Genomic DNA, 20,577 nt, shown 5'->3' with positions numbered 1-20,577 from the left:
ATTATAGGTGCCCTGCTAAATTAGAATCAAACCTCCGATAGAATGAGTAAGTTGCAAAGTTGAGCATTTCCTTATCCCCTTCACTATCACCATAAGCATAAATAATGGTATCAACGGTAGGTAGAATTTGTTTTATCTTATTTACTTTTTCGGGGCCATAACATGATGCACCTTGCAATTTTCCAGTTAATTTTCCTTGATAATCACTGGCAATTTCAGTACAAAGTACTTCAGTAAAACCATGAAGATCGCCCCAGGCTTTGATATATAAATCATAGGCTGCAGTGGCTAAAATACAAAGATGAGCATTGTCCTGATGTTCCTTCAGTTTTAACATCGCCTCAGCTCTCACATAAGATGGCAATTTTTTTAATGCGAAATCACGCCCTTTCTCTTGCAGATGTTCTTTCGATTTTCCTTTGAAAAAAAAATAGCATAACCAGTTGTTTAATTGATCGACGGAGATTATTTTGGTCATATAAAAAATCAGTATTGGTAATAGGATTGGCATGAGGTAATAAAACCGAACGGGATCGGTATAATGAAGAAATGCAAGAGTGGTATTTTTAGAGGTTAACGTTCCATCAAAATCGAAGATTGCTACAGTTTTTTTTTCCTTGGCTATTATCATAAAGTATCCATTTTTAGAGAATTTCCTGATTCAATTATGGACAATAAGATTAAATAAAGCCAATTTTATGTGAAAAATTTTGCCTCCTTAAGTTCGGTTACCCTGCTATTGTAATGGGAGTTAATAAACTGTGGTCTACAGCGCTGTGTTCGGGAGCTGTTTCATCGTGATTATTCATTTGTTGTATAAACATAAGCATGTTTTTACGTCCTTTGCTCTGCCATTCTTCGGCTAGAGATTTTTTTACCTCGTTATTTTCTTGTTTCGATGGTTCTATAGCAATGGTCGGTTCCTCGGTTTGTATTTCGTGTATTACTGTATCTTGGGTTGCAAATAATCCAAAGCGATTGGTCAGCTCAGTCATTTGAGGTTTATTATTTACTGCTTCTAATAAACCCTTGTAAAGGGCTTTCCTGGGGGGAGTATAAAGATAAAATGCTTCTAACAAAGTAATGAAACATTGCATCAAATAAGCAAAGCTAAAGTAATCTACTTGTTTATACGCTAATATTATTCTTTCAAAATTAGGGTTTTTAATCACATTAAAGTGCATTTGATCTAAACGTTCCTGAATAGTTAATTGCTCATTTTCGGCTATATCAATGAGTTTATTAACGTACTCAGATTTTCTTTCAAGAGTATGTTCATTTTCAAAAATCGAGTCGCTGCTGTTTGAGAGACTAAAGTAATTTTTAAATTGAGCTAAAGCAACTCTGACTGTATCTAAGTGATAATGTGGCGCAAAGTGGTCTTTTTCAAATAAGCCAATTTTTGTCTTCAGTAACGTTCTGACCGTCAGATTGATATCTTCAGCTGTTTTTGCCTGACTGATAATTTCTTGAGCAAATGTTAATAAATAATCTTTGAGTTTTCTACGATATTCTTTATCTGTATATTGTAATCCAATATGACGATTGCAGAGTACCTCCAACTGTTTGTTAAATGATTCTGTTGTATATTCTAGAATAAACTGCTGATCTTCTTTTTCCTGAGAGCCTTGTACTGCGGTAAGGTAAGTTAGTTTTTCTTTTGCAGTGCTTAATTGCATCTGATAAGTAGATTTTATCCCTAAATAATAATGATGACTGGCAATGAGCAATGAATTTATTTGATTTAATTTGGGCTCATATTTCGTGGTTCTTGCATTGAAGAATTCATCAAACTTATCGTTATCGGGATCATCGCTAGGTTTTAATCCTAGTTTTTTTTGTAGTTTCACTAACTTAGGCAATGCTTTTTTATATGCGTGTACTAATTTGCTCTGAGACTCATTGTATTCTGTATCAATAGTTGCCGATTGGTTGAGTGCATTGGCATGTTCTTTTATCAGCGTATAAAGGTGCTCTACGTGTTTGTAATTGCTATCTAATTTTTCTATATATTCTGTAGCACTCTTAATTTTTTTATCGGTTAGTTCAATTCTCTTAATGATAGGGGTTTTATCACAGATCAGATCGATATGTTTTTTGGAATGTAAACCAAGCGGATGGAGCAGTCCTTTATAATATTCATCAGTAACTTTTTTTAACGTATCAGATAATATTCCAAGCTTTAATCCTAATTTATCTTCCCATAAATCAGCCTCTATGAGCATTGGGGTAATAAATTCGGATCGCAACTTATCTAAATTATCCATCATTGTATCATGAGAGGTACTAATGAATTCATTGAGCTTATTAGTGAGATCTCGGTATAAACGATACATGGTGGGGGTTTGTAAGAACAGTTTAAAATAAGAGTCGGAGCTGTTAATTATTCGCTCTATTCCTATGGTGGAGTTTTTTGCATCTTTATGTAATTGCGTTAATTCCTCCGCCGTTAAATAGTTGCTGTTATTTAATGATCTGAGATGCTTAGGGAAAATAAAGAATGTATTAAGAGTATACCAGAGCCCATTATATTGGACTGCTTCGTCTCCGGTGGCTATCTCCTCGGGGCCTACTTTATAAGCGTCACCATGTTCTTGGATGGCTGCAAAGAGGGTTTGGGCTTTCTCTAGTAACTGACGACCTATAAGTTCAAAATGTGGGTCATGCGCAAGATCTTGCGTTAGTCTTATTATATTGTGAATATGCCCATAGGCTTGAAGTAAGTGATAGACGTATTTACTTTCATACTGACGATTTGTTAATTGTTCCAGTTCGAGAATGATCTCTTCTGCATGATACAAGGAATTAAACAGTTTTTTTATTGCCAGGACTTGTTTACTTTGAGCCAGTATTTGGTTTTCATCTTGTAATTCCGGAAAAGGCATGCCGTAGGGTTGAGGGGTTAGCTCAGTCTGCATGGATTGGTTCAACCTTGATGTGATTTGAAATACTGCAACCCTGAATTTATGAATAAATGTGGAATAATGGGTATGAGAAATGACATGATGCGCTCTATTTTCCCGATTAGTCTCATATGTTAATGGAGATGCTTCATTTTCGCTCTCATACTGTTCTTTTGCCCATCTCAAATAGGCTCTACTTTGCTTATTCCAATTCAAATCAACTTGGGTAAAGTAGGTTTGAAAATGCTCGTTCATTTTTGCAAAGATATTGCCAAGAGGTCTTTTAGGTATTTTTTCTTTATTAGATAGGGCATGTACTAATAAGCTGTCAAAATTTAATGCAGATGCTCGAAGTGTTTTAGGCATGCCATCGATGAAATAGGGCTGAAATAAATTATATAGGTTACGACATTTTGCTTTTATCTCATCGCTCAGTTTATCGAGATGAAGAACATCACCTTTGGTAGCTGCATCTGAGTTTAACAAGGTAATAAACTCAAGATAGGCATTTTTTGCAATCATAAATTTATTATGTTTATTTCTATACCATTGATATAAATCAAGAGCTTGGTCTGCTGTTAATTTTTCTTGATTAATTAATAAGTTATGCTCTGTTTCCTGCCTGAACTCTAATTCGGAAATGATGTTTGGTGGCAAATTAAGAGCTGTTGACTCATCAATAGTATAAACATTACTTTTTTCATTATAAGGGAACAATACTAAATTAGTTTGTTTTTGCACTGATTTGATTAGATCTGTATTTAGATCAATGTGGAATTCTTGGGTTGCAATTTTTTTGGAGATGAAGTGTTGTAGCTGGCTCTTTTTACCTAAAACAAAGCTGACATGATTAGCAGGAAGTGTACCTTTTGCCCAGCGCCACGGTCTGGATAAAAAAGAAGACCAGCTTTCTCCACCTAAAAGACTTTTAGTAACCAACTCATTAAAATCAGGATCAATTTGCAATAGATAAGGCTTGACCAGCTTATAATGTTTGACGAGTTGAGTTTTAATTTCTGTGGGCAATTGATGCAGTGCGAGATTTCTGTATTGAGGATCATCAAGTATGAGATAGAAATCGATAAAAGCCTCTTGGGCTTTTTTAATTTTAAACAGAGATTTATTGGCTGCATCAATGCGTTTGTAGGTACGCTCCAGCCGTAGGGCAAGAAAGCGTGAATCCTCTATGCTAAGTAACTCCTCTCCTTTGGCCTGAAAATCAACAAGATTAGAGACATAATAAATTAATGACTCATAATAAGGTTTGACTTTTTCCATTAGAGGAATAGACAAGGTGCCTGGTTGCAGCATGGCATTGTCTTCAATTTTATCAACTAGGCCAAATAACGTGGTTAAGTAAGAGTATTTTAACTGTGTTAAATTATCGCGAATAACGTCTTGAGACGACTCACTCAAATGCCCCACTTGTTTTAAGGCACTCATGGATAAGGTGATAATATTACTAATAATGTGAATATAATTTAAAACTTTAAATGAGAGAAATAGGCTATTACCCTTTAAATTTTCTAAATCATTCAATAAAGTAAATGCTGCATTTTGTAATTCTTCTATTTGTTCTTTATTAAGATTTGGCTCCTTCTTAATAATTTGCGATGAGTATTGCGAGATGTATTGGGTGAGTTTATCTATATATTCAGGCAACTCTGCGCTAAATTGAGTTAAGAGGCTATAATTCAAATCGCCACTGTTGGGCTGCATTTGTTCTATAGTAATTCCAGTAACTTCTCCCATCTTATAACTTAATGGAAAGTCTTTTAATTGCGCCGCTATTTCTTTTGTTTTAAGCGAATGTTTTTTAGCAAGGGCTTCTAGTTTGGTGATATAAGGAAGAATAAGAGCAAATTCTTCGCTAAACATATCTCTTATATCAATATCCATGTGAGTTAATAAATAACTCGCCTGGTATGCTTGATGAATGGTTTTGCGATACAGGAGTGCTAAATCGTTAAGACTACGGGGTAGAGTCCCTATATTTGCACTTATCTCAACATTTTCTAAATCCAAAAATGTTAAGCGGGCATGGTGCAGCGCGTTGATTATTTTTTTTATTTGGGAAATATTATCCGGATCGAGACTAAAATCGGTAAAAGGAATTCCCGTTTTATTAATTTCCTTGAAGTAAGGAGCAATTCGTGGATTAAATTTAGGGCTATTCAATGCTTCAAATATTTTCAAGTGAATTTTTTCAATTAACTTGGAAATCTGATATTCCTTAAATGATGCTATAAGTTCTATGTATTCTGAGATCATTGAATTGCCAAAACATGAAATGTCGATTAGTTTATTGGAAGAGTATTAAGTTACTAAGAATAAATCAATTTTAATAAGCTATCTGCTAAAATTATTTTTAGATTGTCTATTTTTTTATTATCCAACGTAATTGCTTGATTGGATTCTAGTTCTATACCGATGTATTCCATATCAGTATATTGTTTCCGCATCATGCGGGTAAAACCATCGCTGATACCTTTATAAGGGTAGTTCATTCTTATTTTATATTCAGGGGCTAATTTTTTAAGCTCGGCTCTCCATTGGCTAGCCAATCTTTTTTCTGAAGATCTTTGCGGATCATAAAGTATTCCTATATCGGCGTTACGTGCTATGCCGTTTAATATGGGAGTAAAACTATGAACAGACAGGTGCAATACTTGTGAGCCATGCTCAATATGGTGTTTTATTATGTCCATGGTTTGCAGACGAAAAGGCCAATAATAGTTATCCATTATTTTTTGTTTTTCCTCCGTAGATAGATTTTGGGTCACTTCAGAGAAACAACGTGGGTGATTTATACTTTTATTGCAATCGATAAGTAATCTAGTGCAGGTTGCTTTAATAAAATCACTAGGTATCTGCTTTGTTAGATATTCTGCTATGGTTAGAGCGCCAAAATCTATTCCTCTATGACTTGCTAAAAGCGGTTTAAACGAAGCAAATAAAGGAAGATACTGTCCTGGGACAGTATCAACGGCATGCTCACAACTAATGACTAAAGCAAATTTTTTCATTATGGCGTAAATTGTTGATTAGACATGAGGCAGTGAGCTAACTGATGATATATTTTTTGTAGTAATTTTCTATCCGCATTGTTGCTAATTGCTCGTAGAATGCGCTCACTTAAGTTGCCTTGACTTAAAATGAGTTCAAGCGCTACTTGTTGTTTAGGCTCTAATTCAGAACTTATTTTTTCTATAAGTTGGGACCAAACCTCTCTTAGGGTAAGTTCTCGGTGTGGTAATCGCCATTGATTCATTAATTCAGGGTCATCAATGCTTACGCTCAAACCCTTTTCTATGCTGCGATCAAATATTTGTTTTAGACGCTTAGTATCGCAAGGATTATCAAGATAATAATTAGAGGCGGTTTGCCAATACTTTAAAATAGCGCGTATGGCCATGGCAATGGCAATATCTGCTTCTACACATTCTTGGCTGTCTATAATCCGAATTTCGATCGCTTTATGGTCAAATTTGGGGATAGCTGCCCGTGAGTTTAACCATTGATGTTGTAATATGCCTTCTGGATCAAAGGGGCTAATGTCCTGATACATGGGCATAAGAATCTTTCGTTGATATTCTTCCTCTGAAGTAATAAATTCTGGGATAATGTCCCCACTAATAGAAGGAATACGTTGTTGATTGCGACTGTAAAAATAGAGTCGCGAGTCTAAGAAACCAGTGCTTCTTCCATCAAGCAGTGGGGTGCTGGCTGCAAGTGCTGGTAATAAAGGTAGAATTAGGCGAATCACGTTATGTAATTGGCTAAATTCTTGTTGATTGGCATAAGGTAGGTTGACATGCATGCTTTGCAGATTGGCCCAGCCATGTCCTTGGCAATTAAATATAGAGTCAAATTGATTGTAGATAGCATTACTACCATGGGGCCAACGCACTGTTTCGCTATGCGGATTCATCCATGGATGGGCGCCGGTAGGTAACAACAATAAATTATGTTCTGTAAGTAATGGTTGCAATTTAACGATGGTGTTTTGAAAGTGCTCGTGAATTGGAGCTGTTGCTGGTTTAGGGCCATTATTTTTTAACTCGAGTACATGCATCACCAGCTCATTACTAATTGCTATATCATCTAACTTAACTTCGTTGACGAGTTGGCCTGCCAATGCACTTAAAATAACATCACTTTTGGGTCGGACATCTAAGCTATCTTTATCGACCAACATATATTCTATTTCTATACCCAATACCGAAAAAATGGGAAAATTAGACATAACCATGCTTCCTGCGAATACGTTGTAAAAAGACATTCATAATTTGAAAGTATAAATTCTCACCTAAGATTTGATCTTCAAGACCATTATCTATATTTGGATTGTCATTAATTTCAATGACATAGTGCTTGTCGCCATAGCTTTTGATATCTACACCATACAAACCATCACCAATTAGGCGGGTACTTTTTAAGGCAATTTTTAGAATTGCTTCAGGTACCGCATGAATTGGCAACGTTTCATGATCTCCTTCTTTTTTCTCTTGAGCTCCGTGCCAATCATAAATCTGCCAATGTCCTTTTGCCATGAAATAGCGACAGGCAAAAAGAGGTTTATTATCTAGAATACCAATGCGCCAATCGAACTCGGTGGGAATGAAGGGTTGGATCACTACTAAATCAGAGGTTTTAAAAAACTGACTTAGAGATTTTTGGAGCGACTTCTCATCTTCAATCTTAACAACCCCATGAGAGAATGCGCTGTCCGGTTTTTTTAAAACACAAGGAAACTTTATTTTTGGTAGTTGCTCATCGTATTTACTAATAAATAGAGTTTCTGGCGTCATAATTTGATGACTGCTTAGCAGTTCTGCAAGATAAACCTTATTAGAGCATTTAATAATAGATTGAGGGTCATCAATGACTACCAAATTTTCTTGCGCAGCACGACGCGATAATCGATAGGTATGATGATTGACAGAAGTCGTTGCTCTTATAAATAAGGCATCATATTCCGCTATGGATTTGCTTTCGTTTTTATCAATAATATCGACATTTAATCCCATCTCTTCGCCACACGAGACAAAGAATTCAAGTGCTTTTTTGTTCGAGGGAGCATTAGGCTCTGTTGGGTCAACTAGAATGGCCAAATCATGAAAACGTTGTTTTTTACGCCATTGGTGAACCCTTTTTTTCGACAAATAATTTTCAGCTGCTTGGCGCATAAACTCCAGGTGATGTTCCGGAACATCGGAGAGAGATAAGGGGGTTAATGATTTAATACGCCACTGCTTTTTCTTTTCTAAAGTAAAACGGATTAATGGTAAGGGAAATAAACCATGCAATTGTTTCGCCAAGGTAGCATAGCGTTTAGCCATATTTTGGCCAAAATATAAGCTTAATATGAATTCATTCCCTTTTATATCATGCAGGCTATGCTGAATTTCTTCGTGAGTATCTTGTGATATGAGTTTAGACAAACTAACGTTTAATACATCTTGGATACCATGTACAGATGGTAGTGCTTTATGATCACGAGCCTGGGCTAGTAGTGAAACATAATAACCTATAGTCTGGTAATCGTAAGATTGGCAGAGATTGATCACTCGATAGGATTTACTCTGGTGATACTCATCAGCACTTAAGTAGTCTAGGGCATGTACTATAGGAGCGAGTTCACTTAAAAAAGACCAGCTTTTAATATTGTCAGTGACTATAACTGTTTGCATTTAGCTCTCTTTGGGTTCGATAATGAGTAAATTTGCATCGTAAGTTAGTACACCAAGCATAATAGAGTTAATCAAGCGGTTGATGCTGACTTTATAATAGTTATTATGTGATAGTGGATTTTGCGCGTGCGGATCGGCAATAACGACAAGTCGTTTTTTTTGATCATAACCACAAAGCACTACAAAATGTCCACATGGCGTACCACGAATATCATCGTAAACTGATTTGCCTTCCGGAGTAAAGTATTCGCGTGAACTACGATAGAGATAGGTGGCACTTAAGGCTGTTAAAATGGGAATTCCCCGTTTAAAATATTTTTTTAATAAGTCGACTTTCAATGAGTTCATGCTGATTGTGCCGCCTAATTTTAAATAATCTAAGTAAGCGATCGTTTCCTTGACAATATCTGGGTTGTTTTTATACTCCATTTGAATAGTGAGTTTATCGGTTAAAAATTGATTGTCAGTTTCATCATGATGAAACCAAGTCGGATCGAATATATTTAAGTTATAGCTATAAATCCGTGTTTGAAAACCATGCTGCAAAGCATGTTTTCCAAGCATAGGCCCTAGTGTCCCTCCAGATAATGATCTATCAACACTGTGAATAACATCGTTTAAGGATAAATCTAATCCATAAAATTTATAAATAGCATGCAAGCTGGTTGGACCACAGCTTTCATCATCTGGTTGGGATTGGATTTTTAGATCTATCATATCTTTGGGCCTCAAGATGGTGAGTATCTGCACTCATCATGTTTTTAACTTAGACTTGCGTAAATGTTTTGTCAAATTCGCAAATTTATATCCTGCATAAGAGAAATTAAGGCCGGTTAACGATATTTGTCAGAGGACCTCTGCAAACATACATCCAATCTTCGGAGCATCTCTTTAGGTTTCTTCCTGTAATGAGTTTTGAAAACACTCTTTTGTATCAATCTCCTGTCACTTTAATTGATAATTCCAGGATGAAATTGGCAACTTCTTCAGGTTGAGTAAGATAATTAGTATAGGCTTTAATGGTAATGGGTTTGTTAACTCTTTCTTTTGATGATTGAGATTCTTCAATCATCCCTTTAACCACCTCTCCTTCATTGCACACGAAATAGACATCAGATTCTGGTCTGCGTAAAAATTGAGCTTGAAAGGATTTAAAAACTAACGACATTTTGCATTGAGCAAGCTCCGCATGATAAAAACCATGTAACCCACCCGCTAAATCGGCCCCTACAGATAAGGCACCAAAGTACATAGAATTTAAATGATTTCGGCTACGTCGTCTTAATGGCAAACAGATGACTATTTCCTTTTCCGAAATTTTAATTAAACGTGGTTTCAAATAGCCTATCATGGCGACTTTAAAATGGCTAAAATACCAAAGAAAGAATTTAAAACGTGTTAGCGTTTTCATGTCTCATCCTTAATGTCTAAAAGAACCGCTCTCTTCTTGTTCCTTTATTCAATCAGAGTTTAGCCTAAGAGTACATATAATGTTGTCAACTTAGAGGATCAATCCTGCGTAGTCTAATTGTCGCCTGGTTGCTAGCAACCAGATTATGCTTACTCATCAAGAAAATAGTGTAGAGAGGATGTTTTGATCCTTTGCCAGACGGCTATGGGCTAATGGTTCGATCTACTTCTTAGGGTACTCCATTTTTCGTGAGAATTATATCATGGTAAAAAATCTATAGCAGAGCTATAATTTGTTTCTTTTTAAATCAAATATTGGATAGTATGCTTACTATTAGCATTCGTGGTGCAAGAACGCACAATCTCAAAAACTTAGATTTAGATCTTCCTCGTGATAAATTAATAGTCATTACAGGTTTGTCTGGCTCCGGAAAATCTTCTTTAGCATTTGATACTTTATATGCTGAAGGACAACGCCGTTACGTTGAATCTTTATCGGCCTATGCGCGGCAGTTTTTATCGATGATGGAAAAACCAGATGTCGATTCTATAGAAGGATTATCGCCAGCGATCTCCATTGAGCAAAAGGCAACGTCGCATAATCCTCGTTCAACAGTAGGAACAATAACTGAAATATACGATTACTTACGCCTTCTTTATGCGCGAGTGGGGGAGCCGCGTTGTCCTACTCATCATATTAATCTGAAAGCCCAAACTATTAGCCAGATGGTTGATCAGGTATTAACATTACCAGCAGACAGTAAAGTAATGATCTTAGCGCCAGTAGTTCGTGACCGCAAAGGTGAGCACGTCCAGTTACTTCAGCAATTGCAAGCACAAGGGTATGTTCGTGCGCGTATAGATGGAGAGCTTTGTGAGTTAGACTCGCCTCCCAAGCTGGGGTTACGTACCAAGCATACCGTAGAGATTGTCGTTGATCGATTTAAAGTAAGGGCGGATATTGCCCAGCGCCTCAGTGAGTCTTTTGAAAATGCATTGAACTTGGCAGATGGTATTGCCGTAGTTTCTTCCATGGATGGGGAGTTTGACGACTTGTTGTTTTCCTCCAAATTTGCTTGTTCGCAATGTGGATATAGCTTAAGTGAACTAGAGCCGCGATTATTTTCTTTTAATAATCCTATGGGAGCCTGCCCGTCATGTGATGGCTTAGGTGTGGATCAATTTTTTGATCCAGAGCGAGTAGTGCATGACGCTACCTCAAGTTTAGCAGAAGGTGCTATTAGAGGCTGGGATAAGAAAACTAATTATTATTTCAGTATGCTTGAGTCACTGGCAAAACATTACAAGTTTGATACGAATACCGCTTTTTGTGATTTATCCAAGGAGATACAGCAGGTCATTCTTTATGGTAGTGGGCGAGAAGTTATTGAATTCAATTATCATCGACCTAATGGCGGCTATATGGTGAAACACCACCCTTTTGAAGGAGTAATTCCTAATATGCAACGTCGCTACCGTGAATCTGACTCCAGCATGATTCGCGAGGATTTAGCAAAATATTTATCATCTCGCCCCTGCCAATCCTGTCAGGGTGCAAGGTTAAGGGAAGAAGCGAGGAATGTATTTATTGATGATAAAAATTTACCTGAAATTTGCTCTTACTCTATAGAAAAGGCCCATGAATTTTTTAAGGACCTTCATTTGCCAGGTTACAGAGGTAAAATCGCCACAAAAATCAATAAAGAAATTGTTGCGCGTTTGGGCTTTTTAGTGAATGTGGGGTTGGATTACCTGTCTTTAGCACGTAGTGCAGAAACGTTATCAGGAGGCGAAGCACAACGTATTCGTCTCGCTAGTCAGATAGGGTCTGGACTTGTTGGCGTAATGTATATCTTGGATGAGCCTTCGATTGGCTTACATCAACGCGATAATGATAGGCTGTTACATACCTTGATGCATTTGCGCAATCAAGGTAATACGGTGATTGTTGTCGAGCATGATGAAGATGCCATTCGTAGCGCTGATTTTGTGCTCGATATTGGCCCTGGTGCTGGAGTACATGGAGGAGCAATAGTTGCTAGTGGTTCACCGATGGAGGTGATGCAGAATCCGGCATCTCTAACCGGGCAATATTTATCAGGTAAGCAATCCATTGCTATCCCGGATACACGAATACCAGTTGATGCAAAACGCATGATTCATTTAAAAGGTGTGACATGTAATAATTTACAAAATGTTGATGTCAGTATTCCCTTAGGGTTAATAACCTGTATTACAGGTGTTTCTGGCTCAGGCAAATCAAGTTTAATTAATGATACCTTGTATCCTTTTGCTGCTAATATTCTCAATCGTGCTAGTTTAATGATGCCAGGATCGGTCAAAGAAATATCTGGTTTGGATGGCTGTGATAAGGTCATAGATATAGACCAAAGCCCAATAGGGCGCACACCTCGCTCCAATCCGGCGACCTATACCGGATTATTTACTTTTATAAGAGAATTATTTTCAGGGACTCCTGAGTCTCGGGCTAGAGGATACCAGCCAGGGCGTTTTAGTTTTAATGTTAAAGGGGGGCGTTGTGAAGCATGCCAAGGTGATGGCCTTATTAAAGTAGAGATGCATTTTTTACCTGATATTTATGTATCTTGTGATGTATGTCATGGCAAACGTTATAATAGGGAGACTTTAGAAATCCTCTATAAAGGTAAAAATATCCATGAAATTTTAGATATGACTGTAGAGGATGCATGCACCTTTTTTTCTGCCATTCCTTCGGTTGCTAAAAAATGTCAAACTTTGATGGATGTTGGCTTGTCCTATATCAAATTAGGGCAAAGTGCCACAACGCTTTCTGGTGGTGAGGCGCAACGTATTAAACTTGCCAAAGAATTATCAAAACGTGATACAGGACGTACATTGTATATTTTAGATGAGCCGACGACTGGATTACATTTTCATGATACCAAGCAATTACTGGCAGTATTGTTTCGCCTGCGTGAGCAAGGTAATACTATAGTTATTATTGAGCATAATTTAGATGTGATCAAAACCGCCGATTGGATCATTGATTTAGGCCCCGAAGGAGGAAGCAAAGGAGGTCATATCATTGCAACAGGTACCCCAGAAGATGTGGCCCGATGCCAGCATTCTTATACAGGGCAGTTTTTACAACCTATTTTATCTGCGAAGAGTGATAAGAAAAAGATTTTGAATGCCTGAGCAATCTAACGATTGGATTGCTCCAGTTTTTTGTTTTGTATAAAGTTCCTGATTTCATAATAGCTTTCTGTTAATTTTGCCATTTTCAAGCTATAACTTAAGTTAAGGAATCATCTATAGGATAAAAAATGGGAACTTTCTTTATCGTTATTTTGATAATAGCGGCATTAATATTCATTTGGGCTATTAGTGTTTATAACACGTTAATTGCCTTAATCGAGGCAATTAATAACAACAAAAAGCAAATCGATATCCAGTTGGATCGCCGTTTTAAAGTATTTGAGTCCTTGATTGCCGCAGTTAATAAGTATATGGACTATGAAAAAACTACTTTAAAAGACGTCGTGGCTTTACGTAATCAAGCTCAGGCAGCTAAAGCAGCCGGAGATGAACAGGGACGAATCGATGCGGAGAATAAAATTTCTCAAATTGCTTCGGGTATAAACATCGTCTTTGAGCAATATCCTGATTTAAAAGCGAATCAAAACGTATTGCAATTACAAGAGGAAATAGTCAATACAGAAAATAAGCTGGCATACTCCAAGCAAGCTTATAATGATGGTATTGAGCGTTACAATGCGAAGAAAAAATCTTTTTTAGAAGCCATAGTGGTCTCAATTTTTCCTGCTGCGCTGAATAAAGATTTTATCTATTGGGGGCTTCCTGAGGAGCAAATTCAGGCTAAAGAAGACTATACGGTTAAGTTTTGAGTATAGCATATGAGCATTTCAGATTATCATGCTTCAGTAGGGGATTGGCGTGAGCAATTAAAGAAAAATGAGCGTAAGACGCGTGGAGTCATTGCGCTCTTTTTTTTAATTTACCTTGCTGTAGGATTGATAGCCGATACGTTTATTTTACAAACTTTTTATACGCGTACCGCGCAAGTTCATTTGTCCCTTGAACAGTGCTTATATGCCTTAATATCGTTTAAGGTTGTTCCTTACGCTACTTTATTGATGGGAGGATTTGCATTAGTTTCCTTATGGATTACCTATGCTCTGTATGATCGGATTATGTTACTAGGTACCGAGTATCATGAGGTTACACCAGAGACAGCCCAATCGTTACAAGAAAAGCAACTATATAACGTTGTAGAAGAGATGAAAGTAGCTGCTGGGCTACAATATATGCCTAAGGTATTTATTATAGAAGCGGATTATATGAATGCCTTTGCCAGTGGTTATAGTGAACAATCCGCTATGGTTGCTATTACCAGGGGGTTAATGGTCAAATTAGATAGACAGGAGTTACAAGCAGTAATGGCTCATGAATTAAGCCATATTCGCCATCATGATATTAAATTAACTTTGATGGTTGCCGTATTGAGTAATATTTTATTAATTGTTGTCGATATATTATTTTATTCTGTTCTTTTCCGACGCGATGATCGACGTGAGGATAATCGATTGGTTATGGTCATTGTTGTTCTGCGTTATGTCCTTCCGATGATTACCGTGTTATTAACCCTATTTTTAAGTCGAACTCGGGAGTATATGGCTGATTCAGGTAGCGTTGAGTTAATGCGTGATAATGAGCCCATGGCGCGGGCATTATTGAAGATAAGCGATGATCATCAAGTCAATGCAGAACAGTATGCCCAAGAATATGGAAATACTGCTCATGAGCAAGTAAGACAAGCATCTTATTTATTTGATCCGTCAGATATAGATCCGGTGAAATCATTAAACAGTGCTTTTTCAACGCATCCATCAATACAACAACGATTAGCTGCTTTGGGCTTTAAGTTCAAAGCGTAATATTCGTTTTAGGCTCACTCGCGTAATCCTACTCCTTTATTCAATAAGATCATATTGATTGTAGTTAATACAACCAGCATAGCGCAAATAATGCTCATAGCTAAAAGCATGCTAACTTCTTGCTGCCCAATCATGGCATGTCTTAAAGCATTGACCATGTATAAGATGGGGTTCAGTAGTGAAATTTTTTGCCAAAACTCTGGAAGCATGTTGGTGCTATAAAACACTCCTCCTAAATAAGTGAGGGGAGTTAAGACGAAGGTTGGCACCAGCATAATATCATCGAAATTACGAGCTATCATCGCATTAGTAAAACCTGCTAGGGAAAACACAGCAGAAACCAGTAATACAACTAATAAAGTCAGAGGTAAATGAGTTAACTCTATGGTTAAGAAAAAGCTGGCGATGAGAAAGACTAAAATGGCAACGATTAATCCTCTTAGTACCCCTCCTAAAACGTACCCTAGTAATAGTATGCCGGGATGCATAGGGCTGATTAACATTTCCTCTATACTTTTTTGAAAACGCACACTGAACATCGAGGTGGATACGTTACCATAGGAGTTTACTATCACCGACATCATAATGAGTCCGGGGGCGATAAACATTGGATAACTGACTCCTTGTATCATGCCTATGCGTGGCCCAATTAAACTGCCGAAAATTAAAAAATAGAGTGTCGTGGTGATTACTGGAGGTAAAAAAACTTGGCTGGCAATGCGGAACATGCGGACCAATTCTCGCCTAACTAGCGTATAAAGTGCAGTGATTTGTTGTTTAGTGGCCATTTTTGATGAGATCCAGAAAAAGCTCTTCCAAGCGGTTCGTTTTATTTCGCATGCTTTGGACATTAATTTTTAATTTTGTTAATACAGCAAAAACTTCGTTTAGGCTGAGATCATTATCAACTCGTAGTTCAAAAGTATTGGCGTCAATAAGGATTGTTTTAAAGGGAGACATATCTGGCATGACGTCTATAGGCTGCTGAGTGTTAAAAATAAACGTCTGATGATGCAGTGTTTGTAATAACTCCTTCATCGATGTATTTTTAATAATTTGTCCTTTATCGATAATGGCAATATTCTTGCAAAGTTGCTCTGCTTCTTCCAAATAATGAGTTGTTAAAATAATGGTAGTACCTTCTTGATTGGTTCGAGTTAAAAACTCCCACATACTACGTCTTATTTCTATATCCACGCCCGCAGTTGGTTCATCAAGAATAAGCACTTTGGGCCGATGAATTAATGCACGAGCTATCATCAGTCGGCGTTTCATTCCACCAGATAAGTGTCGTACAATGGAGGATCTTTTATCCCACAGCCCTAATTGTTTTAATAACTCCTCCGCTCTCGGCAAAGCATGTCTTCGACAAATTCCATAATAACCTGCTTGGTTCAATAGAATTTGGATGGGATTTTCGAATATATTCAAATTGACTTCTTGAGGTACAAGACCAAGACATGATTTAGCCTGTTCTGGTTCATTATTTAAATCATGACCATGAATTTTGATACTACCGGAGGTTTTATTTACTAAAGTAGTGATTAGTCCTATAGTTGTTGATTTTCCCGCGCCATTAGCTCCTAATAAAGCAAAAAAATCGCCAGTATTTACTTGTAAATCAATACCTTTTAATGCGTGAACTCCATTGGCATAGGTTTTAGATAATTGTTTAATATCTAAGGCATACATAGACATTTCGATGAAGTAAAAGAGGTATTATACACCATAATTTGGATTGAGCAGCCGACCTTTTATACATAAATATTTATTCTGCGCTGGGTTGTTTCTCCTCATCGGCAATGGCTATGGTTTAACGTCTGGTTATATCCTTTCTAAAGGCATCTCGGAAGAAGACGTTTTCATCCACCCAGCGATGCTGTAACGTGGGTGGTGAGTAATACAGACCTCATGGGGTAGCTCACTATTAAAGCAAACAAAACGGTTTTCTAAAGGTAGAATATTTTCAATGGATTGATCCGCTTGGTTGTACAATTTTAATTCGCCACCAAAATCTGCTTGCCACTGCTCATTTAAGTAATAGACGCAGGATATTTTTCTAGTTTTCTTTGTAGCAAATTGGTCAATATGTTTTTTATAAAATGAGCCTGGCTGATAGACGGCAAAATGAGTTTCGAACTCTGCTAATCCTAAGAATAAAGAACGATTGAGAATGTGAGCCACGCTAATCGTTTTTTTTAAATAAGCTTGTACTGCCGGCTCCGTTGAGTCTTCATTTAACCAGCATATAGCATCTGTTCTGATGGTGTTATTTTGTTGTGCCTGAACCTTTGGGCCAATTTTTGCATTTTTGAATAAACCTTGGTGTTGCATGTCACAGGCGAGGTGGCGTAAAGAACGACAGTGTTCTAATTCAAGAAAGCCATCAATAATATGAAAGCCGTTAGTACAGAGATTATGGGTAATTAGTTCGCTATCAATCAAGGTGAATACCAGAAATACATATTGAGGTGAGGAATTTTACCTTAAGACGGAGTGCTTGCAAACGTTCTTTGTCTTTAGTTTGCGTGTGATTAAAAGGGCGTATTCACTTGTAATCACACTTCCGTTGCACAATGACAAAGAATGTCTATTGTAAGTTTCTAGTCTTTTCAGCAGTAATCATTGTTTTTTGAGGCGTTATCTCAACAAGGGGCAACGGCTGATGATGAGTTGCATTGAGTAGCTTATTGGCCCACGCTATAGCTAAAGCCGAAATAATTAGTGTTAGATGAATAATCACTTGCCACATTACTGAGAAATTGCTTAATTTAGTGGGATCAATAAAAGTGCGAAGCAGATGTATTGAGGAAATGCCGATTAGTGACAATGCTAATTTGATCTTCATGGCTCCAGCATCTAAATGATCTAACCATTCTGGAGTGTCTGGATGAGTACCTAAATCGAGGCGCGAAACGAAAGTTTCATATCCCCCCATGACAACCATAATCAATAAATTGGCTATCATCACGACATCAATTAAATCAAGAACACCAAGCATAATATGGGTATCGTCAAAGCCATTAAGATGAACAATCAATGCAAATAATTCACGTATAAAGCGATAAACATAGGCGGCAAGTATGAGAATGAGGCCTAAATATAAAGGGAGTTGTAGCCATCTTCCCATGAAAATGATTGAACTAATGTTTTTTTTCACGTTGTTCATTTTATATCCGATAAATAGTGTGAAATAGAATAGTAAACGTTCTGTTAACAATTGTTAACACTTCGTTGTTCACTTTTGTCAATTTTAGTTCATTGGATACTCGAGCATCTCCTTTTCTTTAGGATGATAAGAGAAATAATGAATACGTTAAAATTTTTAAAAGTAGATCATATTTTGTGATGAATGGTGATATTCTGTAAGGATGGTCCTAGGATTTATTTTATTCACAGTGAGCGTCTAATTGTGTAAAGAAAGGGATGGATGTATCTATGGGATGGAAAGATCGTTTTTGGTCAGCTTATGGTACAGTTGTTGACACCGCTATTGATATTACCGCAAAGACATTGAATACAGTTGGCTCGCTTGCTTGTATGGCCGGAGGGGCTGGTTTTGCTATGTCGTATGCTGTAGATGAAACTCTTAGTGCCACCTATTCTGCTTCAGGAAATGCTCTCGGGTCAGTGGTGCTTCAGGCTGAGTTGCATGGTTTCCCCTATGCGATAAATGAAACCATATCTTTTCAAGATTTTCTTCAGCATAGTGATGGCACTACTTTTAATTTGAAGAATTATTTTCCTCCTGACACCATTAAAATAGCAAGTGCGATTTTATTCTCCTCTGGTACCGCTTTAAGGCTCTTGGGAGATAATATAAAACAATGGCAACAAGGGAGGGTTGATACGTTATACTTTCGACAGCATCATCGAATTGACGTTTCCCCTCCTGCAATCAAAGAATATTTGCATGCAAGTGCCAAATCAATCACCGGTTCTCTATCTTATGGCTGTTTAAGCTCTGCAATAGTTGGCAAAGTATTTAACGCAAGAATTAGTCCTGCGGAATACAGTGTTACTTATCCTCTCAATGGGACTCATCGTGCTAATGGCACGTATTATCAGGGTCCAGTAAACGAACTTCCTATACCCGTAGATTATTTTTTTTCGAAGAATATATCGATTGATTTTTTTGCTCAGCCTTTCTTAGTTACAGTAGGAGCAAGGATTAATGCAATGATTAATGCCTCTTATGGTGGAGGATTATTTTTACAACCTGCATATGATCAAAAAGAAAGTCCCGTATTAATTCCGGGAGTAATCGGTGGTGGCGCTCTTCTGGCAAATAGTATTTTTTCTAGAAAAGTAGTACAACTGCGCGATGAGAGGATCCTAAAGGCTGTTGACGATGCGGGCATCTATCTCAGAATATAAAATAGTGTCCTTGTATGTGCTCGGCTCTATCAGGGAGCGGGGGCGTATTTGGCGAGTCAGCATGAGGCCTGAGTGTATGCTTATTTTCTTGATGCTTTACCCTCTAAAAGATATTGATAGTCTCGCCATTGCGGCATAAACTGCGTCATCAATGCATAAAAGCGCTGATTGTGACTGGCTTCTAATAGGTGAACGAGCTCATGAACCAGAACATACTCAATGCAAACTAATGGTTTTTTTATTAGATTAAGATTGAGCCAAATTCGTCGTGCACGCGTATTACATGAACCCCAGCGAGTTTTCATTTTCTTTATCCCCCACTGGGCTACGTGCACCCCTATTATTTTTTGCCAGTATTGAATTAAATCAGGTACTATTATATTCATTTCATGCCTATACCACTGATCAATGAACACTTTTATCTGTGCTTGTGAATGATTAGGGGAAATAGAGCAATGAAGCAGCTCCTCTTTAATTTCAATGTGGCAAGGACCATGATGTTCTTCAATAATCAACAAATAGTTCTTGCCCTTAAATGCTATAGATGCGCCGGTTTGAAATAGCTCCTCTTTGAACGATGAATTTTTTCTAATACGCTCTCGTTGATAATATATCCACTCGCTTTTTTCCTGTAGATGTTGGCGAATAAAGCGATCACTTATGTTCATAGGGACACTTAGTTTTACCAAGCCATCTGGTGGATAAATTCGTAGGTTCATGTTTTTAATCGGCTTTTTTACCACTTCTATGGCTATACCATCAATTTCAATGATCATAAGGGGGATTTTGATTACAAAGTTATCACATTATATAGAATAAATAAAAATTGGTCTAAGAAAATAGCATAGGCATCATGGCTGCTGAGCTTCATTCAAACTGAGCGGTGATTAACGTTTAAGTCAAGTCACTAAACTAATCAATACCGTGATGTGGCCAATTTTTCTTGACCACGTCTAGCCCCTATGAGGAATTAACGCTCAGCACCTTCGCATGGACTATCAACATATTCACCATTAATATCCAATACCATATTGACACTAGCTCGTTGATAACGAGTTAAAATATCATATTGTTGTCTGGTGATGTAACCGTAAGAGTTTCCGCAATAGACTAAAGAACTTGTTGGTTTGGCTTTTACACGAACTGGAATATCACAATCCCAACGGAATTTAGTTAAATCACAATTAGCAAAAGTCACGCTGATCGGTAAAAGAAGTAACAACAGGGTGATGTTCCATTTATTATTCATTTAAA

The 20,577-nt window shown here is 37.3% G+C and carries 17 protein-coding genes; 4 read left to right on the top strand and 13 right to left on the bottom strand.

Annotated elements, in window-relative coordinates; all coding sequences use genetic code 11:
• Position 1: 1 nt before the first annotated feature.
• The 7 genes from LFA_RS12500 to LFA_RS12470 form a co-directional block, all read right to left on the bottom strand.
• The gene (locus LFA_RS12500; RefSeq protein ID WP_045096496.1) at positions 2 to 631 is read right to left on the bottom strand and encodes an HAD-IB family hydrolase; all 630 of its coding nucleotides are present in this window, start codon (positions 629 to 631) and stop codon (positions 2 to 4) included.
• 97 nt (positions 632 to 728) lie between these two features.
• Positions 729 to 5,174 (bottom strand): protein SdhA, encoded by a 4,446-nt coding sequence (locus LFA_RS12495; RefSeq protein ID WP_052673962.1) that lies wholly within the window; start codon positions 5,172 to 5,174, stop codon positions 729 to 731.
• A gap of 53 nt (positions 5,175 to 5,227) precedes the next feature.
• Positions 5,228 to 5,929 (bottom strand): N-formylglutamate amidohydrolase, encoded by a 702-nt coding sequence (locus LFA_RS12490; RefSeq protein WP_045096495.1) that lies wholly within the window; start codon positions 5,927 to 5,929, stop codon positions 5,228 to 5,230.
• Entirely contained in the window at positions 5,929 to 7,149 is a 1,221-nt protein-coding gene (locus LFA_RS12485; protein ID WP_045096494.1) for a glutamate-cysteine ligase family protein, read from the bottom strand. Before LFA_RS12485 ends, LFA_RS12490 begins: the two co-directional genes overlap by 1 nt.
• Entirely contained in the window at positions 7,142 to 8,596 is a 1,455-nt protein-coding gene (locus tag LFA_RS12480) for a RimK family protein (RefSeq protein ID WP_045096493.1), read from the bottom strand. The genes LFA_RS12485 and LFA_RS12480 overlap by 8 nt, the downstream gene beginning before the upstream one ends.
• Entirely contained in the window at positions 8,597 to 9,313 is a 717-nt protein-coding gene (locus tag LFA_RS12475) for a C39 family peptidase (protein WP_045096492.1), read from the bottom strand.
• A gap of 217 nt (positions 9,314 to 9,530) precedes the next feature.
• A complete protein-coding gene (locus LFA_RS12470) occupies positions 9,531 to 10,007 on the bottom strand; it encodes a PaaI family thioesterase (RefSeq protein WP_045096491.1) in 477 nt (158 codons plus the stop codon).
• Between the two features lie 323 nt (positions 10,008 to 10,330).
• Between LFA_RS12470 and uvrA the strand changes: the two genes are divergently transcribed.
• The 3 genes from uvrA to htpX all read left to right on the top strand — a co-directional run bounded on the left by uvrA (position 10,331) and on the right by htpX (position 14,946).
• A complete protein-coding gene (gene uvrA / locus LFA_RS12465) occupies positions 10,331 to 13,186 on the top strand; it encodes an excinuclease ABC subunit UvrA (RefSeq protein WP_045096490.1) in 2,856 nt (951 codons plus the stop codon).
• A 128-nt stretch (positions 13,187 to 13,314) separates the two neighbouring features.
• Positions 13,315 to 13,896: a LemA family protein gene (locus tag LFA_RS12460; RefSeq protein ID WP_045096489.1), complete on the top strand. Its 582-nt coding sequence runs from the start codon at positions 13,315 to 13,317 to the stop codon at positions 13,894 to 13,896.
• Between the two features lie 9 nt (positions 13,897 to 13,905).
• Positions 13,906 to 14,946 carry a zinc metalloprotease HtpX gene (gene htpX, locus LFA_RS12455; protein ID WP_045096488.1) on the top strand — a complete coding sequence of 347 codons (1,041 nt, stop codon included), beginning with the start codon at positions 13,906 to 13,908 and terminating at the stop codon, positions 14,944 to 14,946.
• A 14-nt stretch (positions 14,947 to 14,960) separates the two neighbouring features.
• Here the strand turns inward: htpX and LFA_RS12450 are convergent, their stop codons facing one another.
• The 4 genes from LFA_RS12450 to LFA_RS12435 all read right to left on the bottom strand — a co-directional run bounded on the left by LFA_RS12450 (position 14,961) and on the right by LFA_RS12435 (position 18,115).
• Positions 14,961 to 15,734 (bottom strand): ABC transporter permease, encoded by a 774-nt coding sequence (locus LFA_RS12450; RefSeq protein ID WP_045096487.1) that lies wholly within the window; start codon positions 15,732 to 15,734, stop codon positions 14,961 to 14,963.
• Positions 15,724 to 16,638 carry an ABC transporter ATP-binding protein gene (locus LFA_RS12445; protein ID WP_045096486.1) on the bottom strand — a complete coding sequence of 305 codons (915 nt, stop codon included), beginning with the start codon at positions 16,636 to 16,638 and terminating at the stop codon, positions 15,724 to 15,726. The genes LFA_RS12450 and LFA_RS12445 overlap by 11 nt, the downstream gene beginning before the upstream one ends.
• A gap of 132 nt (positions 16,639 to 16,770) precedes the next feature.
• The gene (locus LFA_RS12440) at positions 16,771 to 17,391 is read right to left on the bottom strand and encodes a 2OG-Fe(II) oxygenase (RefSeq protein ID WP_045096485.1); all 621 of its coding nucleotides are present in this window, start codon (positions 17,389 to 17,391) and stop codon (positions 16,771 to 16,773) included.
• 145 nt (positions 17,392 to 17,536) lie between these two features.
• Positions 17,537 to 18,115 (bottom strand): TIGR00645 family protein, encoded by a 579-nt coding sequence (locus tag LFA_RS12435; protein WP_045096484.1) that lies wholly within the window; start codon positions 18,113 to 18,115, stop codon positions 17,537 to 17,539.
• Positions 18,116 to 18,384: 269 nt separating this feature from the next.
• On the opposite strand from LFA_RS12435, the gene LFA_RS12430 reads away from it, so the two are divergent.
• The gene (locus LFA_RS12430; RefSeq protein ID WP_045096483.1) at positions 18,385 to 19,323 is read left to right on the top strand and encodes a hypothetical protein; all 939 of its coding nucleotides are present in this window, start codon (positions 18,385 to 18,387) and stop codon (positions 19,321 to 19,323) included.
• An 80-nt stretch (positions 19,324 to 19,403) separates the two neighbouring features.
• On the opposite strand, the gene LFA_RS12425 is transcribed toward LFA_RS12430, so the two are convergent.
• Both LFA_RS12425 and LFA_RS12420 read right to left on the bottom strand, forming a co-directional pair.
• The gene (locus LFA_RS12425) at positions 19,404 to 20,099 is read right to left on the bottom strand and encodes a M48 family metallopeptidase (protein WP_045096482.1); all 696 of its coding nucleotides are present in this window, start codon (positions 20,097 to 20,099) and stop codon (positions 19,404 to 19,406) included.
• Positions 20,100 to 20,293: 194 nt separating this feature from the next.
• Positions 20,294 to 20,572 (bottom strand): hypothetical protein, encoded by a 279-nt coding sequence (locus tag LFA_RS12420; protein ID WP_045096481.1) that lies wholly within the window; start codon positions 20,570 to 20,572, stop codon positions 20,294 to 20,296.
• Positions 20,573 to 20,577: the final 5 nt, after the last annotated feature.

It is taken from the genome of Legionella fallonii LLAP-10 (genome assembly GCF_000953135.1).
Classification (GTDB): domain Bacteria; phylum Pseudomonadota; class Gammaproteobacteria; order Legionellales; family Legionellaceae; genus Legionella; species Legionella fallonii.
Note: the sequence above shows the minus strand (reverse complement) of the source record. Positions and strands in the feature narration are given on the sequence as shown.